Source organism: Rhodococcus sp. CX, assembly GCF_015865005.1.
In the GTDB taxonomy this organism is placed as follows: Bacteria; Actinomycetota; Actinomycetes; order Mycobacteriales; family Mycobacteriaceae; genus Rhodococcus.
In genome coordinates this window covers 6,622-27,531 of the sequence record NZ_JADZGH010000257.1, presented here as the reverse complement: position 1 = coordinate 27,531, position 20,910 = coordinate 6,622, and the positions used below count along the sequence as shown (strand labels likewise).

Below are 20,910 nucleotides of genomic sequence, written 5' to 3'. Positions count from 1 at the left end.
TCGCACCACGATCGGCTCGTCACCCTCGTGGAGACGATCCGCGCGCGGGTATGAGCCCAGCGCCCTACGCGACAGCCAGCGCCAGGAGCGCTACCAGTGACGGCACGGACTGACACAATGAACCGACCACGCCCGACCCGCGCGGTCTGCTCATCGCCATCCGGTCCGAGGCGAACAGCGCGATCCCGGCCAGGAACATGAACGCGCACGTGTAGATCACGAGGGTGCGGCCCGGGGTGTCCTGGCCGGCCCACCACAGGGCGACACCGACGATCGCGCCCGATCCGAGAAACAGGTTGTAGAAGCCCACGTTGAAGGCCCACATCCGGACCGGAGGGACGTCGGCGGTGGGCACGCGGAACAGGTCCCGGTGGATGCCGGGCCGGAGGAACAGGATCGACTCCCACGCGAATGCCAGCAGATGCACCGCGGCGGCGACGAGTGCGGCGACCTGGGCGACGACGATCATGACGACCCACTTCCTTCACCGAACCGGATGTCGTGCCGGCCGGCCAGCGCGGCCAGCAAGGGTGGCAGCTCGGCCTGGGCATGCTGTTCGCGCAACACACCGGCAAGGTCGGAGAAGAAGCCGCTCATCGCCGTACCGGCACTGACGAGAAGGAACACCGCGTTCGCGGTGAGCACCGAAAAGGTGTTCATCGTCCCCGCGGCAATGTCGAGGGAATCTCCCGGCGCGAGATCGCAGCTCGCGCCGTCGACGTGGACCCGGATCCGTCCGCGCAGCAGGTGGTAGGTCTTGGCCCAGGACTCCGCGTGCAGCGGGGGCGGTTCGCCGAGACGTGGCGCCTCGACCAGCATGAGTTCGTATGCACCGCCGGTGTGCTCGTGGGACGAGAGGACCGTGACATCGGCGTCCGGGAGCGACAGCCGCGTGCCCGAACCGGACCGTTCGAGATGAAACCCTGACATACCGTGACGTTAGATCCGGCGAAACCGACCGGGACATCCCAGGAATCGGGGATGTCGACGGCAGCAGGGACCGGCGCATACTGGGCTCATGCTCGAAGTGCGCGCTGAGCGACTGCGCCGGGGCATCCTCGCGTTGGCGGGCACCGGCGCGGGCGTCGCCGAAGTACACGAACGGGCCATCGAACTGGTCGATCGCACCGTGCGCAGCGACCTGACGTGCTGGGCACTGATGGATCCACGGACGCTGACGTTCGGTTCGATGACCAGCGGACGCGTCCGCATCCCCAGCGAGTACGAACTGCTGCTCGCCGAATCCGAATGCGGCGGACACGATCCCGCGACCTTCGCCGAGGTCGCCCGCAGCGGGCGGACGGTCGTCCGGGCGTCCGATCTCCCGAGTGCCGACGTCGCGCACAGTCTCCGGCACGGCGCGGTATGGAAACCGCTCGGACTCGACCGAGAGCTGCGGGTGGCCTTCACCGTCGACGGATACTGCTGGGGTGCAGCAGGATTCGTTCGTTCCGGAACGGACTTCAGCGATCGCGAGGTCGAGTTCCTGACGATGGTGGCCCCGGCTCTGGCGGCGGCGACGCGCGCCGCCGCCGTGCACACGCTGCGGCCGCACCCCGGGGACGATCCGGGTCCCGCGGTGGTGCTGACCGACCCGTCCGGCGACCCCGTCGGGCTCACCGCGGCGGCCCGTCTCTGGCAGGACCGGCTGACCGGCCCGGTGCGGCTGGCGGTGCTGTTGCACGCCGCGACGTTCGGGGCACGATCGAGCCCTTCCGGCGTCTTCCGCACGCATATCAGCGACGGGCACGGGTACTGGGTCCTGGTGCGCGCCACCGCGCTCGACTCCGACGGCGACGACAGCCGCACGGTGGTCACCCTCGAACCGGCCCCGGCGGACGAGTTCACCGATCTCCTGTTCGCGGCATACGCGCTCACCACGCGCGAACGGGACGTGTGCACCGACGTGCTGGCGGGTTTGTCGACGGCCGAGATCGCACGTCGCCGGGGTATCAGTGCCAATACCGCTCAGGATCACCTCAAGTCGGTGTACGCGAAGACGGGCGCGGGCAGCCGGGCGGAACTCGCCGCACTCCTGGCCGGACGGCAGGGCTGAGGCGCTTCGCGCCGGTGTGCCGTTGTGGCGGTTGGGACCGCCAGAAGGGCACACGGTTCGAGGCCGCCGGGAGCTGGCGCCCGGGTCCGATGCGGTTCCGCTGCACTAACAGATCGCCGTGGTTGCCGCCATCCGAATCTTCACCCCGGACGAGCGAACCGCGGCGGGAAAATGCGCCGAAAATCCGATTCGAGGCTCTCACCTGCGGCGATCCTCCGGGGTCGTGGGCACTGTGTCTTTTCTCCCACCTGGGCAACCTGATGAAGGATCTGCCGTTGTTACGGCTTATAGTGAGTTAGGTAAATGTCATGTAACAGTGTTCTCACAGTCAGGCAGGTGGGCGTGTCGACCTCGGACCGCATCGAAGAGATCTACCAGCAGGTCAAGGCTCGCAACGCAGGTGAACCGGAGTTCCATCAGGCGGCGGCCGAGGTGTTCGAATCTCTGCACGTCGTGCTCGACCGGCATCCCCGTTACTTCGAATCCGGACTCATCGAGCGGCTCTGCGAGCCCGAGCGGCAGATCATCTTCCGCGTGCCGTGGATCGACGACCAGGGCAACGTGCACGTCAACCGCGGTTTCCGCGTGCAGTACAACAGCGTGCTCGGCCCCTACAAGGGCGGCCTGCGCTTCCACCCGAGCGTCAACCTCGGCATCGTCAAGTTCCTCGGCTTCGAGCAGATCTTCAAGAACGCACTGACCGGCCTGCCGATCGGCGGCGGCAAGGGCGGCTCGGACTTCGACCCGAAGGGTCGCTCCGAGCAGGAGATCATGCGCTTCTGCCAGTCCTTCATGACCGAGCTGCACCGCCACATCGGTGAGTACACCGACGTTCCGGCCGGTGACATCGGCGTCGGCGGCCGCGAGATCGGCTACCTGTTCGGCCAGTACAAGCGCCTCACCAACTCCTACGAGTCCGGTGTCCTCACGGGCAAGGGCCTCACCTGGGGCGGCTCGCAGGTCCGTAAGGAAGCGACCGGTTACGGCGCGGCCTACTTCGTCAACGAGATGGCCAAGGCGGCCGGCAGCACCCTCGAGGGCCGCACCGCCGTCGTCTCCGGCTCCGGCAACGTCGCCATCTACGCCATCGAGAAGATCCACCAGCTCGGCGGCAAGGTCGTCGCGTGCTCGGACTCGTCGGGATACGTCCTCGACAAGGCCGGCATCGACCTGGACCTGCTCAAGGAGATCAAGGAGGTCCGACGGGGCCGCATCTCCGAGTACGTCGACGAGCGCGGCGACGCCGAGTTCTACTCGGGCGGCAACATCTGGAACGTGCCGTGCGACATCGCGCTGCCGTGTGCCACTCAGAACGAGCTCGACGAGGCGTCCGCGAAGGTGCTCGTCAACAACGGTGTCAAGGTCGTCGCCGAGGGCGCGAACATGCCGACCACGCCGGGTGGCATCGCGGTGTTCCGCGACGCCGGTGTCGCGTTCGCGCCGGGCAAGGCCGCGAACGCCGGTGGTGTGGCCACCTCCGCGCTGGAGATGCAGCAGAACGCCTCGCGCGATTCGTGGCACTTCGACTACACCGACGAGCGTCTGGCCGGCATCATGCGCGACATCCACAGCACGTGTGTCGAGACGGCCGCCGAGTACGGAAAGCCGGGTGACTACATCCACGGCGCCAACATCGCCGGCTTCGTGAAGGTCGCCGACGCGATGTTCGCACTGGGTGTCATCTGATCCACCCCGATCCACACGAAAGGCCCGCTCGTTCGAGCGGGCCTTTCGTGTCGGTGCAGGTCAGCCGGTGGTCTCGTCGTGGTCGAGTTGCGCCTTGCGCGCAGCCTCGCGCATCTCGATACCGTCGGAGATCCAGTTGCCGATCTCGCGGGTGACGTCCCGCACGGCACCGGCGATGATGCCGGCGATGTTCCCGACGTGCGTCGCGGCGGATTCCGTCAATTCCTGGACCGTGTCCTTGTTGCGTTCGAAGCGTCCAACCATGCGCTCTCCCCCTCAGACGGTGTCGTGGACGAGCGTACGCGCAGCACGGGCCCCTCGCGCTTCCTCGAACTCCTCACCGGGCTCGGGCTCGACAACCGCCGGTTCGGGACGTGGGCGGCGCTCGATCACGACCGCGGTCTCATGCTGGTCGGACACCCAGGAGGGCGGCAGTGCCAGCCGGAAGATCTTGCCCCACACCGACGCGACCTGCCGGAGCAGTCCCCCGGTGTTGTAGGGCAGGCCGTGCTTCTCGCACAGAGCCCTCACCTGCGGTGCGATCTGCGGGTAGCGGCGGGCCGGCAGATCCGGGAACAGGTGGTGTTCGATCTGGTGGGACAGGTTGCCGGTCATCAGGTGCATCAGCGACGATCCGCTGATGTTCGCACTGCCGAGCAACTGGCGCACGTACCACTCGCCACGGGATTCGCCGGCGGTTTCCTCCTGAGTGAACGACTGGACGCCGGACGGGAAGTGCCCGCAGAAGATGACGGAGAACGCCCACACGTTGCGCACCAGGTTCGCGGTGGCGTTGCCGAGCAGGGTCGGAACGAACAGCGGGCCGCTGAGCAGCGGGAACACGACGTAGTCCTTGAGCACCTGCCGGCCGGCCTTGTGCCACCACCCGCGCGCGAGCGGCCCGAGTTCGCGGATGTCGCGTTTGCCTGCCAGCACGCGGTCGGCCTCGGCGTCGTGCAGCATCACGCCCCACTCGAACACCAACATCAGGACCGCCGCATAGAGCGGGTTGCCCAGGTAGTACGGCTTCCACGGTTGCGCCGGGTCCATGCGCAGGATGCCGTATCCGATGTCGCGGTCCATGTCGAGGATGTTGGTGTAGGTGTGGTGCACGAAATTGTGCGAGTGCCGCCACTGATCCGACGGGCACACCGTATCCCATTCGAAGACAAGAGAATTCAGGGAAGGCTCGCGCATCCAGTCGTACTGGCCGTGCATCACGTTGTGCCCGATCTCCATGTTGTCGAGAATCTTCGACACGCTCAGCGCGGCGACACCGGCGATCCACGCCGGGGGCAGGAATCCGAGGAACAGCAGGCCACGGCCGGCCACCTCGAATCCCCTCTGCGCCTTGATGACCCGGTAGATGTATTCGCGGTCCTCGGAGCCGAGCGAGGCGACGGTGCGCTCCCGCAGGGCGTCGAGTTCACGGCCGATCTCGTCGACCTGATCGCGGCTCAGGATCACCGGATCCGGGTCGGGGTCACGGTTTCCGGACAGGAACGGCAGGAAGGGTATCGCGGGTAGGGACAATCCGAACATGGTGTCCTCCAATGGTTTCGGGCCGATCGATATCGGCCGCGGCTACAGTTCGACCGCGACGTCACCGACCGGGGCGTTGACGCAGATCCGGATGCGCGTGTCGGGTTCGGCGTCGAGTTCACCGGTGCGGACGTCGCGGGTGCAACCGGATCGGCGGATCGAGGTGCAGGTGTGGCAGATGCCCATGCGGCATCCGTGATCGGGTCTCAGACCGGCGGCTTCGGCCTGTTCCAGCAGGGTGGCGCCGGTGTTGTCCGCGACCACGCCGGACGCGGTGAACCTGACCTCGCCGGTGGCGTCGCTCGTGTCGAGGACAGGAAGGGTGAATTCTTCGGTGCGCAAACGATGTTCGGCGCCGACCTCGCGGTAGACCTCGCGGACGCGTGCGGTCAGACCCGCCGGTCCGCACGCATAGGTGGGGGTACCGGCGAACCAGGGGACGACGGCGTCGAGGTGTTCGCGGCGGAAACGACCGCGCAGGTGGCCACCGTCCCCGCGGGTGTAGGCCAGGACGACCTCGACGTTGGCGCGTGCGGCGAGTTCGTCGAGTCGCGCACGTTGCGGCACGTCCGCCGGGGTGCGTGCGTAGTGCAGGAAGGTGATCGCGCCGGTGTGCCCCTCGTCGGCGAGGGTGTGCAGCATCGACAGCACCGGCGTGATGCCGCTACCGCCGCTGACCAGCAGCAACCGGTCCGGACGAACCGGCGGGAGAACGAAGTCGCCGTCGGCTGCCCCGAGGTCGACGACGTCACCCGGCCGGGCGCAGTCGTGCAGGTAGCGGGACACCAGACCGTCCGGGTGGGCCCGCACGGTGAGGACGATTCGGTCGTCGTACTGCGAGGTCGAGGGCGAGTAGCAGCGGGTGTGCCGGACCCCGTCGACGACGACGCCGAGCCGGATGTGCTGACCGGCCTCGAATCGGCAGCGGCGGGCCGGACGCAGCGTGAGCGTGGTCATCTCGGGCACGGTGCGGTCGATGTCGACGATCCGCGCCCGCGTGGCCTGTGTGGCGAGCAGCGGATTCAGCAGCTCGAGGTAGCGATCCGGGTGGTGCGGCCAGGACATCAGCCGCAGTGCGCCGGTGACCGCCTTCGTGGCGCGGCGGGCAGCGGTGGTGCGAGTGACGGGTGAAGCGACCATGGCGGGACCTCCCGACCGATCGGATTTCTAGTGCACACTTGTACACTGAATTAGTGTTGCAGCACTCACCCGCCCCCTGTCAACACGTGAGTGACCTCCGTTACACCGATTTTCGATTCGCGGAGGCCGCTCTGCATAGACTCGGACCCGTGTCCGTAGTTCCCGTCCCCGAACCCGCCAGCCGGGCCGCCCGCAAGGAACGCACGCGCCGCGCACTGCTCGACGCCGCACTCGAATTGTCGGCGGATCGGAGTTTCTCCACGGTGAGCCTGCGAGAGGTCGCCCGTCGGGCGGGGATCGTCCCCACCGCGTTCTACCGGCATTTCGCCTCGATGGACGAACTCGGCGTCACCCTGGCCGCCGATACGATGCGCGTGCTCCGGCAGGTGCTGCGCGATGCGCGCCGCGCCCGCAACGCCGGCGACAACGCCCGTGCGTCGCTGGCCGTCCTCGTCGAACAGATCCGCGCCCACGAGGCCTCGTTCCGCTTCCTCGCGCGCGAACGGCACGGCGGGCTGCCCGAGGTGTCCCGCGCCGTCAACGACGAATTGCATTTGCTCACAGTGGAACTCGCTGTCGACCTCGGCAGCATGGCGGGGCTCGGCGACTGGAGCGACGACGACCTGGAGATGGCCGCCGCCCTGCTCGTCGTCGCCCTGCTCGAGGTGGCCGTCGACCTGCTCGCCGTCGAAACGGGCGGACCGGACGAGGCCGCGGTGATCGCACGCGGTGAGAAGCAGATGCGCCTGATCATTCTCGGCATGGGGGCCTGGAAACCGGCCCACGAGTGACCGCTACACCGTACGGTGGCGCCATGTTCGAGATCAGCCGCGTCGCGCTCGGAGACCTCACATTCGACGTCCGCGTCGCCGGGCCCGAAGACGGCCCTCCGCTCGTGCTGCTGCACGGCTTCCCCGAAACCGGGCGCAGCTGGGAACCGGCGGGCCGGTTGCTCGCCGACGCGGGCCTGCGGGTGATCGTCCCCGACCAGCGCGGCTACTCCCCCGGCGCCCGGCCCACCGAGGTGTCCGCGTACGCGGTCGGTGAACTGGTCGGCGACGTCCTCGGCCTGCTCGACAGTTTCGGTATCGAGGCGGCGCACGTGGCCGGGCACGACTTCGGCGCGGTCGTCGGCTGGCATCTCGCTGCACATCATCCCGATCGCGTTCGCACACTCACCGCGGTGTCGGTGCCGCACCCCGGCGCCTACAGCTGGGCGCTGCAGCACGATGCCGACCAGAAGTCCCGCTCCGCGTACATCAAGCTGTTCCGGATGGAGGGCACGGCCGAGTCGGCGCTGCTCGACAACGGCGCCCGGCGGCTGCGCGCGATGTACAACCCGATGCCCGATCGCGCTGCCGTGGACGAGTACGTGCGGGTGCTCACCGCGCCCGGCGCGATGACCGCCGCCCTGAACTGGTACCGCGCGTTGACCAGGGACTTCCGCAGCATTCCGTCGGTGAAGGTGCCCACCACCTACGTGTGGAGCACCGCCGACGTCGCGGTCGGCCGGGCCGGCGCCGAACGGTGCGGCGAGTTCACCGAAGCGGACTACGACTTCGTCGTGTTGGACGACGTGAGCCATTGGATTCCCGAGGAGGAACCGGCGGCACTGGCGGAGTCGATCCGGGCACGCATCGCGGGCTGACGGGCCACCCCTCAACCGGCGTCACCGCTCCGCAGCGCGCAGAGCATTTCCAGTTCGTCGACGACCGCGTCGAGCGGTGCCGCACTGCGTTGCGCCTGCGCCAGGATCAATCCGCCTTCGAGCGCGCTGACGACCATCGTCGCGAGGGTCGCGGCGCGGGCCGGATCGACTCCGTCGCCGACGAGCCGCGCGCCGATCATCTCGGTCCAGCGCGCAAAGGAGATCCCGGCGAGGTCACGGGCCGACGCTTCGGTACCCAGCGCTGCCGCCACGATCGGGCAGCCCGCGACGTAGTCGGTGCCCTCGAGCCCGCGTCGCCACAGGTCGACGATGGACCGGACCGCGGTGACGGTGTCGCCGGAGTCCAGGATCCGCTGGATTCTGTCGGTCAGCTGGTCCGCGGCCGAGCGCGTGGCTTCCTCGATCAACTGGCTCTTGCCGCCGGGAAAGTGGTGGTAGATCGATCCTCGGGGGGCGCCGCTGTGGGCCAGGACATCGGCGAACGAGGTCGCGGCCACCCCACGTTCCCGCATCAGGGCCACGGCGCTGGCCGTCATCGCCGCGCGTGGTCCCCCGTCCTGTCGCCGTGCCATGACGCCCTCCTCGATCCGATGGGGATTGCCCTCTCGCATTATGTATGTTGTCATACTTAGAAGCCCAGTTCCAGGACGTCAGGAGTCCACCGTGACCGAACTCGACACCACCCGCGACACCGACGTCTGCGGAACCGGCACCCACGTCTTCGACGACGCCGTCGCCCTCGTCGCCGCCGACGCGCACCGCTACACGGGCCGCACGCACCCGGCGTACGCGAACATGGTCGGGCCGTTCGGCGGCATCACGGCCGCGACGCTGCTGCGCGCGGTCCAGCAGCATCCCGAGGTTCTCGGCGTTCCCCTCTCGCTCACCGTCAACTACTGCGGTGCGCTGGCGGACGGCGAATTCGAGATCGTCGCTCGTCCGGTGCGCACCAACCGCTCCACCCAGCACTGGTCGATCGAACTGTCGCAGGACGGGGCGGTCACGACCACCGCGACCGCGGTGTTCGGCACCCGACGCGAGACCTGGTCGTCGACCGAGGCCGTCGCACCCGACGCGCCCCCGGCGGAGGACGTCTCCGAGCAGTCGCTGCCGGAATTCATCGCCTGGGCACGCAACTACGAGATGCGTTTCGTCGAGGGCGCCGTGCCCGGCCCGGAGACCGGCGAGCACCCGGATTCGACGACGACGCTGTGGGTGCGGGACACTCCCCCGCGACCGCTGGATTTCGCAGCGCTGACCGCGCTGTCCGATGTGTTCTACCCGCGCGTGTTCCTGCGCCGCGGGCAGTACATGCCCGCCGGAACCGTGTCGCTGACCGTGTACTTCCACGCCGACGAGCACGCCCTGGACCGCCAGTCCGACGCGTCCGTCCTCGCGACGGCGCGCTCGCAGCATTTCGGCAAGGGCTATTTCGATCAGTCCGGCGAGCTGTGGAGCAGCGACGGCGAACTGCTCGCGACCACTCACCAGCTGGTCTACTTCAAGGGCTGACCACGACCTCCGGCCTTCAGGGGCTGCCCCACGGCCTCCGGTGCCCGCACGGCCAGCAGCGCCGCGAGGCCGGCGCCCAGCACCACGAGCAGCCCGGCGATGCCGGCGCGGTCCGTGCCGAAACCCCAGGCGAAGAACCCGAACAACGTCGGCGCCAGGAACGACACCGCCCGGCCTGTGGTGGCGTAGAGCCCGAACATCTGCCCTTCCCGGCCCGGCGGCGTGATCCGTGCCAGGAAGGTGCGTGCCGACGCCTGCGCGGGCCCGACGAACAGGCACAGCAGCAGCCCGAAGATCCAGAACAGCAATGGTCCGGACACCGCGAGCAGAACGACGCCGACGACGATCATCGCGGCGAGCGAGACGACGATGACCGCCTTGGGACCGACCCGGTCGTCGATGCGGCCCGCGACGAGCGCACCGAGCGCGGCCACGACATTGGCCGCGACACCGAACAGCAGCACGTCACCCGTCCCGATGCCGTAGACGGTCACGGCCAGTACCGCCCCGAACGTGAAGACCCCGGCGAGACCGTCGCGGAACAGCGCCGACGCGCCGAGAAACCAGACGGTGCGGCGATCCGCGGTCCACAGGTCCCGCAGATCGCGCCACAGCACCCGGTACGCCTCGGTGATGCGGCCCTTCTCGGCACCGGGGTGGACACCGGTCGGCGGCAGTTCGGGAACAGCGAGCAGCACCGGGATCGCGAAGATCCCGAACCACGCGGCGGCGAGCAGCGCGACCAACCGGATGTTGGTGCCGTCGTCGGTGCTCAACCCGAGGAATCCGCGGGTGTCGCCGTCACCGGCGATGAAGCCCGTGTAGCACAACAACAGCAGCACGATGCCACCGAAATAGCCCATGGACCAACCGAATCCGGAGACCCGTCCGATGTTCTGCTCGGTGGAGATCTGCCGCAGCATTGCGTTGTAAGGCACCTGGGCGAGCTCGACGATCACCGATCCCACACCGAGCAGCACCAGCCCCAGCCAGAGGTAGTGATAGTCGTCGCGCACGAAGTACATCCCGGCCATCGCGGTGACGGTGACGAACGTGAGCACCGCGAGGGAGCGTTTGCGACGGCCGGTCGCGTCGTAGTGTTGCCCGGAGATCGGCGCGGTGACCGCGATGACGAACCCCGCGATGCCCAGGGCCCAGCCCAACCACGTACTCGCGGAGACGGTTCCGGGCAGGTCGTCGCCGACGGCGTCGGTGAGATACACGGAGAACACGAACGTGAGGATCACCGCGTTGAACGCGGCCGATCCCCAGTCCCACAGGCCCCACGCGAAGACCTGCCGCCGCGTCGTCGCCGTCCCGATTCCCGCCGGCGCGGCCGTGTGTGCGCTCATTCCCGCAGCCTAAACCGGCCGTTCGAGAACCGCCCCATATGACTGTTGGTGTGCCGATATTTCGGTGCACCAACCGTCATGTCCGTCTTGTACGTGCGCGGGCACGCTCGAAACGCTGTACGACCACGTCGAAGTGGTCCAGTTCCATCCAGCTCCACCGGATGACCTCGAACCCGAGGTCGCGCAGGGCGTCCTCCCGGAACTTCTCGGCGACGAGGTCACGCCGGTCGGAGTACTTGCCTGTCCCGTCGAACTCTCCGACGATCCCGAACTCCTCCCAGAAGAAGTCGAGGCGGAAACGGCGACCGTCGCGTGTGACGACCTCGTGCTGGAGGTGTGGACGGGGCAGACCCGCGTCCTCGATGCGTACCCGCGACAACGACTCGCCGACGCTCTCGCTGCGCGCGTCCAGGAACCCTGCGACCGCCCGGGCTCGTGCGATGCCGTTGAGGCCGCAGGCGGAGTCGAGGATGCGCGGTAACGCGGCTGCCGCCGCGGGGTCGCTGCGCAGGAGCGCATCGCCGATGACGACCGCCTGCGGGCGCGGTGCGGTCCGCGCGACGTCCGCGATCGTCCGCGCCACCGACGTCACCGGCACGTCGTCGACGGTCGCGAGGTCTGCCTCCGACAACCGCGCCGCATGGAAGTGCAATCGTCCCCGCCGTCGTGCGCCCGCGCTCGGTGGCCGCGACACGTGCACACGTGTGAGCGGAAGATTCCATACCGGCGCCCCGTGCAGGACCGCGGCGGAGACGTGGCTGATCACGTGTCCCGGGCTCAGCGTCGAGCCGAGATGCCGCGCGAGCACGCGGTGCCGGCCGGTGTCGTCGAGCGCGTCGTGGTCGCACCTTCGCAGATGGACGCCGTGCGCGATCGGAGCCAGTTCACCGCGTCGAAGGTCGCGCGCGATCTCGAAGGCGGAGACGCCGGCCGCGAGTAGTTGTGCGCGCGTGAGCACTCGTGGATCCCCCATGCGGGTGATCGTGCCGCAGCGTCCGTCGGCGATCCGCCCGGAGACCACCGAATCCGCCGCGCCTGTGGACGGAGCAGCTGCCTGTGGACAACTTGCGGATGAGGACTGCGGCGCCCGAAACAGCGGTTGGTGTACCGATATTTCGGTACACCAACCGTCGTTCTCGACCTGTCTAGACGGTGGCGCCGGCGAGTAGGCCTGCCACCGACTGCCGCATCACGGCGGCGGCCTCGTCGACCCCGAGTTGCAACTCGTCGCGCAGAACGGCCCACGAGCCCCAGGTCGCGGCGGCTCCGAGCGCGTATACCAGGCGGTCGCGCCGGTCCCGGTCGAGGTTTGCGAGTTCGCGGGCGAACAGGATCTTCACCTCGTCGGTGACCCGCGCGATGCAGCGCGCGCGATGAATCTTGAGCGCTTCGGAGAACTGCTGGCGCAGGAGCGACGCCCGCGCATACGGAGCGATGAACTCGAGCAGCCGCGCGCGCTGCCGGCAGAACCCGTCGATCCGTTCGGACAGCGGGAGGTGCGCCGGCACCGGCTCGAACATTTCGTCCTGGCGGCGCAGCATCTCCGCGCCGGTGAATGCCATCAGGGTGTCGAGGTCGTTGAAGTTGACCCACAGTGCCCGCAGCGAGACCCCGGCCTGTTCCGCGACCTGCGCGCCGGTGGGCTTGAGCATGCCCGCCCGGAGCAGCTCGATGTGTGCCTCCACCACTGCCCTGCGAGTGCGTTCCGCGCGGGCTGTTCGACCGTCCGTGACAGTTGTGACCACGATCCCTCACTTCGTTCGACCGCACCGAGCCGGTAGGCCTCGGCAGCGCTTCGCAACCTGCCCTGCGAACAATACCGACCAACCTCCCCGTTTAGGAGAATTGGTTCGAACGACACGGCCGATGAGTTCCGGCCCGCGGCGACTAGGCTGACCCACCGTGACTCTGCCGAACCCCACCCCAGACGCCCGCGCGGTCGTGACCGGCGCCTCCTCCGGTATAGGTGAGGCCCTCGCCACCGAGCTCGCAGCGCGCGGCCACTCGCTCATTCTCGTCGCCCGTCGCGGCGAAGTGATGGAAGAGCTCGCCACGACACTCCGTCAGAAGCACGGCGTCACCGTCGAGGTGCGCGCCTGCGACCTGTCCGACCGCGACGCTCGCGCCGAGCTGGTCGAGGAGCTCGCCGACCGTCACGTCAGCATCCTGTGCAACAACGCGGGTATCGCCACGTTCGGCCCCGTGTCCGGCCTGGATCCGGCGTACGAGCGCGCGCAGGTCGAACTCAATGCGGTCGCCGTGCACGACCTCACCCTCGCGGTGCTGCCGCAGATGGTCGAGCGACGCGCGGGCGCGATCCTCAACGTCGGATCGGCGGCGGGCAACATGCCGATCCCGAACAACGCGACGTACGCCGCGACGAAGGCATTCGTCAACACCTTCTCGGAGTCGCTACGCGGTGAGCTCAAGGGCACCGGCGTGAACGTCACCCTGCTCGCCCCCGGCCCGGTGCGCACCGAGACCCCCGATCCGGCGGACGCGTCGATCGTCGACAAGCTCGTCCCCGACTTCCTGTGGATCTCGAGCGAGCACACCGCGAAGGTGTCGCTCGACGCGCTCGCCGAGAACCGCATGCGCATCGTGCCCGGCCTGATCAGCAAGGCGATGTCGGTCGCGGGCAACTACACGCCGCGCGCGATCGTCGCCCCGATCGTCGGCACCTTCTACAAGAAGCTCGGCGGCTAACGCCGCTTACGGCCGGTGCCGAAGATGCTGCGGGAGATCTCCCGACCCGCAGCCGAGGCCGCCGACCGCAGGAAACTCTTCATCGCGGAGCTGCCCAGCACCTGTTCGACGATCGTCGGCCCCTCGTCCCGGGGGGCCGGCATCGTTTCGGACAGGTCCGGCAGTGGCGGCACGTCCAGCGGCGGATCGACGTTCGGCGCGCCCGCGACCTTCGCCGTCAGCATCTCGTACGCGGATTCGCGATCGATGGTCTGCCCGTACTTCGCGAACAGCGGATGGCCCTGGGCGGCGGTGCGGATCGCGTCGTCGCCGACGGTGTCCATCAGCGACCGTGGCGGCCGGATCCGGGTCCATGCGACCGGCGTCGGGGCGCCCTTCTCGGACAGCACGGTGACGATCGCTTCACCGGTCCCGAGCGAGGTCAGCGACTTCTCCAGGTCGTAGAACGCCGTCTTCGGGTACGTGCGGACCGTCTTGGTGAGCGCCTTCTGGTCGTCGGGCGTGAACGCGCGCAACGCGTGCTGCACCCGCGCACCCAGCTGGGACAGGATCGCGTTCGGGATGTCGGTGGGCAGCTGCGTGCAGAAGAACACGCCGACGCCCTTCGACCGGATGAGCTTGACGGTCTGCTCGACCTGCTGCAGGAACGCCTTCGACGCGTCCGCGAACAGCAGGTGGGCCTCGTCGAAGATGAAGACGAGCTTGGGCTTGTCCAGATCGCCTTCCTCGGGCAACGTCTGGAACAGGTCGGCGAGCACCCACATCAGGAACGTGGAGAACAGCACGGGACGCGCGGCCTGGGCGCCCAGCTCGAACAAGCTGATCACCCCGTTGCCGCCGAGGATGCGCAGCAGATCCTCGGTGTCGAACTCCGGTTCACCGAAGAACGTGTCGCCGCCGTCGGCCTCGAGGTTGACGATCGCGCGCAGGATGACGCCCGCGGTCGCGGCCGAGACGCCCCCGATGCCTTTGAGGTCGGCCTTGCCCTCGTCGCTGGTCAGGTACGCGATGACCTGCCGCAGATCCTTGAGATCGAGCAGCGCCATGCCCCGCTGATCGGCCCAGTGGAAGATCAGCCCGAGCGTCGATTCCTGGGTGGTGTTCAGGCCGAGCACCTTGCTCAGCAGGATCGGACCGAACGCCGTGACGGTCGCGCGCACCGGGATGCCGATGCCCTCGGTGCCGAGCGAGAAGAACTGCGTCGGGAATCCGGCAGGGGTCCACGACGGATCGCCGGTCTCGGCGGCGCGGGTGACGAGCGCGTCGCTGCTCTCCCCGCGCGCGGACAGACCGGACAGGTCGCCCTTGACGTCGGCCATCACCACCGGCACGCCCGCGGCGGACAGCTGCTCGGCGATGCCCTGCAGGGTCTTGGTCTTGCCGGTACCGGTCGCGCCGGCGATCAGACCGTGCCGGTTCATCATGGCCAGCGGAATCCTGACCCGGGCGTTCGGAGCGACGACGCCGTCGTGCACGACGGTGCCCAGTTCGAGGGCGGCGCCGGAGAAGGCGTAACCGGCGGCGATCTCCGCGGCCGGGCCCGCGGGTTCGGCCGCCTCGGGTTCGGCTGCCTCGGCGAGCGCACTCTCCGAGGTCGCTTCGGCCCCGGCTTCGGCCTTCCCCGCCGCAGCGTCGGCCTCGGCCGCGGCGGCGGCCTCCTCGGCCTCGCGTTGGGCGCGTTCGGCTGCAGCGGCGGCTTCGGCGGCTACGCGGGCCGCTTCCTCGGCGGCCGCCTTCGCTGCCTTCGCCTTCTCGGCGGCGGACAGCGCCTCGTCGGACCGGGTCGGATCCACGGTCATGTTCAGCCCTCCTCGAACCAGCACGGCCGGCGTCGGTTTACACCGCAGACCTTATCCCGCTGACGCAGCTGACTAGTCTGTACTCTCGTGCAGGACAAACTTGTTTGGATCGATTGTGAAATGACCGGTTTGCGTATCGGTAGCGACAAACTCATCGAAATCGCCGCGCTGGTCACCGACAGCGACCTCAACGTGCTCGGCGAGGGCGTGGACATCGTGATCCACGCCGACGACGATGCGCTGGCCGCGATGCCGGACGTCGTGCAGCAGATGCACGAGCGCTCGGGGCTGACCGAAGAGGTGCGCCGCTCGACGGTCACGCTGGCCGAGGCCGAGAAGCTCGTCCTCGACTACGTGCGGGCGCACGTGCCGGAGCCCGGGACCGCTCCCCTGGCCGGCAACTCCATCGGCACCGACCGGCAGTTCATCTCCCGGGACATGCCGGAACTCGACAACTACCTGCACTACCGCATGGTCGACGTCAGCTCGATCAAGGAACTGTGCCGACGCTGGTACCCCCGCATCTATTTCGGCCAGCCCACGAAGGGCCTGTCGCACCGCGCGCTCGCCGACATCAAGGAGTCCATCCGGGAGCTGCGCTACTACCGGCGCACCGCGTTCGTCGCCCCGCCCGGGCCGTCGTCTGGGGACATCACGAGCGTCGTAAAGGATCTTGGACCGGCCTGACCAGGCGATTCGTCGTTTTCGGGTAGAGCAGGCTAGTATTTCAATCGCAGTCGCAACCGGCTCCGGCCGATAGCGGATGCAATGGTGAGTGTAGTTCAGTTGGTAGAGCACCAGGTTGTGATCCTGGCTGTCGCGGGTTCGAGTCCCGTCACTCACCCCCAAGAAAGGCCCCGACCGCAAGGTCGGGGCCTTTCCTTTTTGCGCCTCCCGGCCGAGGACCGTGCGCCCACAGCCTCTACCCACTCCTGACCCCCTTACGACGACGGAGGGCGACCAGAATCCGGTCGCCCTCCGTCGGGGTGCACAGCCCGTGCCCCGGGGTCAGGTGTTGGCGTTGCCCGCCTTCCACGTCGACCACGGGATGTTCCAGTCGCCGAGACCTTCGGTTCCCTCCAGGACTCCGCCGACCGTGTTGCGCACGATGACGATGTCGCCGCGCTTGGTGTTGTCGAAGATCCACTTCGCGTTCGCCGGGCTGAGGTTCAGGCAGCCGTGGCTGACGTTGCGCACTCCCTGATCGCCCAGCGACCACGGCGCGGAATGGAAGAAGATGCCGCTGTAGGACATGCGCGTCGCCCAGTCCACCGGCGTGCGGTAACCCTGCGGCGAGTCGGCCGCCACCCCGTACGTGGACGAATCCATGATCATGTGGTCGAAGCGGTCGCCGATCGTGTAGACGCCGTTGGGGGTGGGGGTGCTGTCCTTGCCCATCGACGTCGGCATCGACATGATCGCGCTGCCGTTGCGGTTGACCACGACGGTCTTCGTGTTGTCGTCGACGTCGATGATCACCGCGTCGCCGATGGTGAACGACGAGTGCACGTCCGACTGGCCGAACAGTCCGTCACCGAGGTCCTTGCCGTACGCCTTCACGTCCACGGTCACGGTCGTGCCCGGCGTCCAGTAGTTCTCCGGCCGCCACCGCACCTCACGATTGCTGAGCCAGTAGAACGCACCCTCGACGGGCGGATTCGTGACGATGGTGATGGCCGCCTCGGCCGCGCGCCGGTCCGGGATGTTCTCGTCGAACTGCACCGCGACGGGCTGGCCGATACCGACGACCGAGCCTTCACCGGGCAGCACGTAGGGCTGGGTGAGGTTGCCGGGCGCGCTCGTGGTGAATGTCGCGACGGACGTGGTCGCCCCGCCGAGCCCGTACGCGACCGTCTCGAGCGTGTACTTGCGGTTGTAGCCCAGCGGTTCGGAGTTCGCCCAGGTGGTGCCGTCCGGCGCGAGCACGCCGGCGACCGACGCCCCGTCGGGATTGCGGAGCGTGACGGAATCGAGCTTGCCGTTGACGACCGAGACGGTCACCGGATCGATCGGCGAGAAGCCGACACCGCCGTCGACGACGCTGGAGGACACCGTGGGCTTGATGAGTGCGGCGAGGGGATTCGAATCGATGGGGACCTCGTCGGCACCGCCGGCCGAACCGCCGGCACATGCAGTGACGAAGGTCATGACACCGACCAGTACCGCCCCCAACACCGCCACGGTCGTACGCCGGGAGCGGCGCCGCGGCGTCCGCACACTCTTCTCGATCACTCTCAACCCTCCGATTCCGGACCTCCCCCAGGCCGCAAAACTGCACGTCAATGCGTGTCTCATCGATGATGCCAGCCGGTGAAGACCGAGACCAAATCTGAAACCTCGACGACGAATAACGTTCGAATACCAATCGCCCCGCCACCCACTCGCGTTACCCGCAGACATCGAGGAAATCGCCGTTGACCAGGCGATTTGGCGCCGTACAGCGGAGTGTGTAATCTTCTCTTCGTCGCCGGGACAACGGCCCGGAGACAAACCGCCAAGCGCCATTAGCTCAATTGGCAGAGCAGCTGACTCTTAATCAGCGGGTTCGGGGTTCGAGTCCCTGATGGCGCACAACAGAAGGCCCGCACCGAATTCGGTGCGGGCCTTCTTCGTTCTCCGGGTCTCACCACTCGATGACGACCGGGTCCCCGATCTTCACGTTCTCGAAGTACCACCGCGCGTTCTCGGTGCTGAGGTTGATGCAGCCGTGGCTGACGTTCGCGTAGCCCTGCGAATCCACCGACCACGGTGCGGCGTGCACGAAGATTCCGCCCCACGTCAGACGGACCGCGTATTCGGTGTCGATGCGGTACCCCTCGGGGTCGTCGATCGGAACACCGTAGGTCGACGAGTCCATCACCAGGTTCCGGAACTTCTCGAGCACCGGGAAGGTCCCGGTCGGCGTCTCGTATCCGGGCTTGCCCATCGACGCCGGCATGGTCCGGACGATCTCCCCGTTCAGGGACACGGTGAACTGGTGCGTGGACAGGTTCGCAACCGCGACGAATTCGTCGCCGGTCCGGAACTGCGTCCGGGTGCCGCCGGCCAGGACGGTGACAGCGGTGTGGCCCGGCCAGAATCGGTCCGGAACCCACTCGAGGTGACGGTCGTCGCGCCACCGGAAGGCGCCGGCGACGGGCACGGACGGGATGACCGCGACGGATCGTTCGGCGGCGGCCCGATCGGTCACCGTGGCGCCGAAGCGGACGGTCACCGGCTGCGCGATACCGACCACGGCTCCGTCCGAGGGCGCCAGCGCGGCCACCGGGGGCCCGCCCGGGGGCGCGATGCCGATGCGACCGGCGGAGGCGGCGGACCCCGTAGCCAGCGCGACGCTCGCGGCGAGGATCGCGACCAGGACGAGTCGTGCAACATGCTGCGCAGTCCGCATGACCGTCACCCCTTCGAAGACGAGACGATCGACGTCTTCTCAGTGAACCACGCCGAGATGTGAACCACGCCAAGATCGAAGTCGCAAGAAAGTGATATGTCACAGCGACCGACGCAAAGACGAGGGCACCGCCGTCCGTGAACGGACGACGGTGCCCTCGGATCGACGGATCGTCAGCGCAGCAGTCTGCGCAGAACCAGAGCGCCCACGACGACGCCGACCGCGATGACGGCGTACTTGACGTTCGGCTGATTCACCTTGGCGACGAGCGTCTGCTTGGTGTTGGCAACAAGAGTCTTCGGATTGGTCCGCGCACTCAATTCGTCGAGCGTGCTCGCGAGCTGGTTGCGGGCGTTCTCGATGTCCCGCTCGATGGCCTCGGTGTCCCTACGCACGTGATCCTCCAGGAGTCGCTGTGTGTGCTGCGACCACGGTAGTGGACGCGCGGTCCACTACCGTGGCGGACGTGACGGATAACAGCAGACTCGCCCCCGGCGACCCCGCGCCCGAGTTCACCCTCCTCGACGCCGACGGCAACGAGGTGTCGTTGTCGGACTACCGCGGCCGCAAGGTGATCGTGTACTTCTACCCCGCCGCGAGCACGCCCGGCTGCACGAAGCAGGCATGCGACTTCCGCGACAACCTCGCCGAACTGAACGACGCCGGGCTCGACGTCGTCGGGATCTCCCCCGACAAGCCCGCCAAGCTCGCGAAGTTCCGCGACAAGGAGGAGCTGACCTTCCCGCTGCTCTCCGATCCGGAGAAGACCACGCTCACGGCGTGGGGCGCGTTCGGCGAGAAGAAGATGTACGGCAAGACCGTGACCGGCGTGATCCGCTCGACCTTCCTCGTCGACGAGGAGGGGAAGATCGAGGTGGCGCAGTACAACGTGCGCGCCACCGGGCACGTCGCGAAGTTGCGTCGCGACCTGTCGGTCTAGCTCGCGGACCGCTCGGCCAGGGACCGCAGGAGCAGCGCCTCCGCGACGGCGAGGTTCTCGATCTCCGTCGGATCCACGCTCTCGTTCGGAGCGTGGATGACGCACCGCGGCTCCTCGACACCGATCAGCGCGATCTCCGCTCCCGGCACGGCCCGCTGCAGGGCCGTGCACAGCGGGATCGAGCCGCCCTGGCCGGCGGTTCCGACCTCGCGCCCGTACGCGGCCGCGAGCGCCGCGCGTAGGGCGGCGTATCCGGGGCCGTCGGTGGCCGCGCGGAACGGTTCGCCGAGGGCTTCGCGCTCGATGCGCAGGTGCGCACCCCACGGCACGTGCGCTTCGAGGTGGGCGACGAGGGCGTTCTGCGCGACCAGCGGGTCCAGACCCGGTGGCACCCGCAGGTTCAGCCGCGCCGAGGCGCGGGGCGCGATCGCCGCCACCGAGCCGACGACGGGCGGTGCGTCGATGCCGAGCACGGTCAACGCCGGCCGCGCCCACACGGCGTCGGCGACGGTGCCGGTCGACAGCAGCGACACCCCGTCGAGCACACCGGCGTCGGCGCGGAACCGGTCTTCGGGATAGGGCACCCCGTCCCACTGCCCGAGGGTGTCGAGGCCGTCGACGACGGTGTTGCCGTGTTCGTCGCGCAGGGTGTTCAGCAACCGGACGAGGGCGGCGAGCGCGTCGGGGGCGGCGCCGCCGTACTGCCCGGAATGCACTTCCCCGGCAAGGGTTTCCACATGGACGACGACGTTCGCGATACCGCGCAGCGACGTCGTGACGGTGGGCCGGCCGACTTCCGCGTTGCCGCAGTCGCCGATCACGATCAGGTCGGCGGCGAACAGGTCGGGGCGCTCCGCGACGAGGTGTTCGAGCCCGGCCCCGCCCATCTCCTCGGACCCTTCGACGACGATCCGCACGCCCACCGGCAGGGGCCCGTCGGCGAGGGCCGCGCGCAGCGCGAGCAGGTGCATCACGATGTTGCCCTTGCAGTCCGCGGCGCCCCGGCCGTACCAGCGACCGTCCCGTTCGGTGAGATCGAAAGGCGGCGTGAGCCACAGGCTTTCGTTACCCGGAGGCTGAATGTCGTAGTGGCTGTAGAGCAGAACCGTGGGAGCTC

Annotated in this window: 22 protein-coding genes and 2 tRNA genes; 10 read left to right on the top strand and 14 right to left on the bottom strand. The window is 68.3% G+C overall.

Annotation, left to right across the window (positions count from 1 at the left end):
- Positions 1-64: 64 nt before the first annotated feature.
- On the bottom strand, positions 65-469 hold the full coding sequence (locus tag I0Q12_RS27990; protein WP_197256779.1) for a DUF1304 domain-containing protein: 405 nt from the start codon (positions 467-469) through the stop codon (positions 65-67).
- A complete protein-coding gene (locus I0Q12_RS27985) occupies positions 466-930 on the bottom strand; it encodes a hypothetical protein (protein WP_197256777.1) in 465 nt (154 codons plus the stop codon). The genes I0Q12_RS27990 and I0Q12_RS27985 overlap by 4 nt, the downstream gene beginning before the upstream one ends.
- An 88-nt stretch (positions 931-1,018) precedes the next feature.
- Here I0Q12_RS27985 and I0Q12_RS27980 point away from each other — a divergent pair, with 88 nt between their 5' ends.
- Together I0Q12_RS27980 and gdhA are read left to right on the top strand one after the other, a co-directional pair.
- Positions 1,019-2,056: a helix-turn-helix transcriptional regulator gene (locus tag I0Q12_RS27980; protein WP_197256775.1), complete on the top strand. Its 1,038-nt coding sequence runs from the start codon at positions 1,019-1,021 to the stop codon at positions 2,054-2,056.
- 342 nt (positions 2,057-2,398) lie between these two features.
- Positions 2,399-3,742: an NADP-specific glutamate dehydrogenase gene (gdhA, locus tag I0Q12_RS27975; protein WP_197256804.1), complete on the top strand. Its 1,344-nt coding sequence runs from the start codon at positions 2,399-2,401 to the stop codon at positions 3,740-3,742.
- A gap of 60 nt (positions 3,743-3,802) precedes the next feature.
- On the opposite strand, the gene I0Q12_RS27970 is transcribed toward gdhA, so the two are convergent.
- From I0Q12_RS27970 to I0Q12_RS27960, 3 genes are read right to left on the bottom strand one after another with little or no spacing between them, the layout of a single operon-like run.
- The gene (locus I0Q12_RS27970; RefSeq protein ID WP_197256773.1) at positions 3,803-4,006 is read right to left on the bottom strand and encodes a hypothetical protein; all 204 of its coding nucleotides are present in this window, start codon (positions 4,004-4,006) and stop codon (positions 3,803-3,805) included.
- A gap of 12 nt (positions 4,007-4,018) precedes the next feature.
- A complete protein-coding gene (locus I0Q12_RS27965) occupies positions 4,019-5,284 on the bottom strand; it encodes an acyl-CoA desaturase (RefSeq protein WP_197256771.1) in 1,266 nt (421 codons plus the stop codon).
- Positions 5,285-5,326: 42 nt separating this feature from the next.
- Positions 5,327-6,424 carry a ferredoxin reductase gene (locus tag I0Q12_RS27960; protein WP_197256769.1) on the bottom strand — a complete coding sequence of 366 codons (1,098 nt, stop codon included), beginning with the start codon at positions 6,422-6,424 and terminating at the stop codon, positions 5,327-5,329.
- Between the two features lie 149 nt (positions 6,425-6,573).
- On the opposite strand from I0Q12_RS27960, the gene I0Q12_RS27955 reads away from it, so the two are divergent.
- Positions 6,574-7,215 (top strand): TetR family transcriptional regulator, encoded by a 642-nt coding sequence (locus I0Q12_RS27955; protein WP_307846587.1) that lies wholly within the window; start codon positions 6,574-6,576, stop codon positions 7,213-7,215.
- A 23-nt stretch (positions 7,216-7,238) separates the two neighbouring features.
- A complete protein-coding gene (locus I0Q12_RS27950) occupies positions 7,239-8,072 on the top strand; it encodes an alpha/beta fold hydrolase (protein WP_197256765.1) in 834 nt (277 codons plus the stop codon).
- 11 nt (positions 8,073-8,083) lie between these two features.
- On the opposite strand, the gene I0Q12_RS27945 is transcribed toward I0Q12_RS27950, so the two are convergent.
- Complete coding sequence (locus I0Q12_RS27945; RefSeq protein ID WP_197256763.1) at positions 8,084-8,665, bottom strand: TetR/AcrR family transcriptional regulator; 582 nt, start codon at positions 8,663-8,665, stop codon at positions 8,084-8,086.
- 91 nt (positions 8,666-8,756) lie between these two features.
- Here I0Q12_RS27945 and I0Q12_RS27940 point away from each other — a divergent pair, with 91 nt between their 5' ends.
- On the top strand, positions 8,757-9,605 hold the full coding sequence (locus tag I0Q12_RS27940) for a thioesterase family protein (protein ID WP_307846585.1): 849 nt from the start codon (positions 8,757-8,759) through the stop codon (positions 9,603-9,605).
- On the opposite strand, the gene I0Q12_RS27935 is transcribed toward I0Q12_RS27940, so the two are convergent.
- From I0Q12_RS27935 to I0Q12_RS27925, 3 genes are all read right to left on the bottom strand, one after another.
- Positions 9,590-10,957, bottom strand: a complete 1,368-nt coding sequence (locus I0Q12_RS27935; RefSeq protein WP_197256760.1) for an MFS transporter — start codon at positions 10,955-10,957, stop codon at positions 9,590-9,592. The two genes, I0Q12_RS27940 and I0Q12_RS27935, sit on opposite strands and share 16 nt — an antisense overlap.
- A 76-nt stretch (positions 10,958-11,033) precedes the next feature.
- A complete protein-coding gene (locus I0Q12_RS27930) occupies positions 11,034-11,930 on the bottom strand; it encodes a type IV toxin-antitoxin system AbiEi family antitoxin domain-containing protein (protein WP_197256758.1) in 897 nt (298 codons plus the stop codon).
- 172 nt (positions 11,931-12,102) lie between these two features.
- Positions 12,103-12,645 (bottom strand): TetR/AcrR family transcriptional regulator, encoded by a 543-nt coding sequence (locus I0Q12_RS27925; protein WP_307846583.1) that lies wholly within the window; start codon positions 12,643-12,645, stop codon positions 12,103-12,105.
- A 214-nt stretch (positions 12,646-12,859) separates the two neighbouring features.
- Between I0Q12_RS27925 and cmrA the strand changes: the two genes are divergently transcribed.
- The gene (cmrA, locus tag I0Q12_RS27920; protein ID WP_197256754.1) at positions 12,860-13,663 is read left to right on the top strand and encodes a mycolate reductase; all 804 of its coding nucleotides are present in this window, start codon (positions 12,860-12,862) and stop codon (positions 13,661-13,663) included.
- Here the strand turns inward: cmrA and I0Q12_RS27915 are convergent.
- Complete coding sequence (locus tag I0Q12_RS27915) at positions 13,660-15,462, bottom strand: helicase HerA-like domain-containing protein (RefSeq protein ID WP_197256752.1); 1,803 nt, start codon at positions 15,460-15,462, stop codon at positions 13,660-13,662. The two genes, cmrA and I0Q12_RS27915, sit on opposite strands and share 4 nt — an antisense overlap.
- Positions 15,463-15,549: 87 nt before the next feature.
- Between I0Q12_RS27915 and orn the strand changes: the two genes are divergently transcribed.
- Both orn and I0Q12_RS27905 read left to right on the top strand, forming a co-directional pair.
- A complete protein-coding gene (gene orn, locus I0Q12_RS27910; RefSeq protein ID WP_197256750.1) occupies positions 15,550-16,149 on the top strand; it encodes an oligoribonuclease in 600 nt (199 codons plus the stop codon).
- An 83-nt stretch (positions 16,150-16,232) separates the two neighbouring features.
- Positions 16,233-16,310 (top strand) — tRNA-His (locus I0Q12_RS27905).
- A 160-nt stretch (positions 16,311-16,470) separates the two neighbouring features.
- Here I0Q12_RS27905 and I0Q12_RS27900 read toward each other — a convergent pair.
- Positions 16,471-17,610 (bottom strand): Ig-like domain-containing protein, encoded by a 1,140-nt coding sequence (locus I0Q12_RS27900; RefSeq protein ID WP_197256748.1) that lies wholly within the window; start codon positions 17,608-17,610, stop codon positions 16,471-16,473.
- A gap of 350 nt (positions 17,611-17,960) precedes the next feature.
- Here I0Q12_RS27900 and I0Q12_RS27895 point away from each other — a divergent pair.
- A tRNA-Lys gene (locus I0Q12_RS27895) sits at positions 17,961-18,033 on the top strand.
- Positions 18,034-18,085: 52 nt separating this feature from the next.
- On the opposite strand, the gene I0Q12_RS27890 is transcribed toward I0Q12_RS27895, so the two are convergent.
- Positions 18,086-18,853, bottom strand: a complete 768-nt coding sequence (locus I0Q12_RS27890) for a L,D-transpeptidase family protein (protein WP_197256746.1) — start codon at positions 18,851-18,853, stop codon at positions 18,086-18,088.
- Positions 18,854-19,026: 173 nt separating this feature from the next.
- Complete coding sequence (locus I0Q12_RS27885) at positions 19,027-19,248, bottom strand: DUF3618 domain-containing protein (RefSeq protein WP_197256744.1); 222 nt, start codon at positions 19,246-19,248, stop codon at positions 19,027-19,029.
- A gap of 71 nt (positions 19,249-19,319) precedes the next feature.
- Between I0Q12_RS27885 and bcp the strand changes: the two genes are divergently transcribed.
- A complete protein-coding gene (gene bcp / locus I0Q12_RS27880) occupies positions 19,320-19,793 on the top strand; it encodes a thioredoxin-dependent thiol peroxidase (protein ID WP_197256742.1) in 474 nt (157 codons plus the stop codon).
- Here bcp and I0Q12_RS27875 read toward each other — a convergent pair.
- Positions 19,790-20,910: dipeptidase (locus I0Q12_RS27875; protein WP_231611591.1), on the bottom strand; the 1,121-nt coding region annotated here is incomplete at its 5' end. The two genes, bcp and I0Q12_RS27875, sit on opposite strands and share 4 nt — an antisense overlap.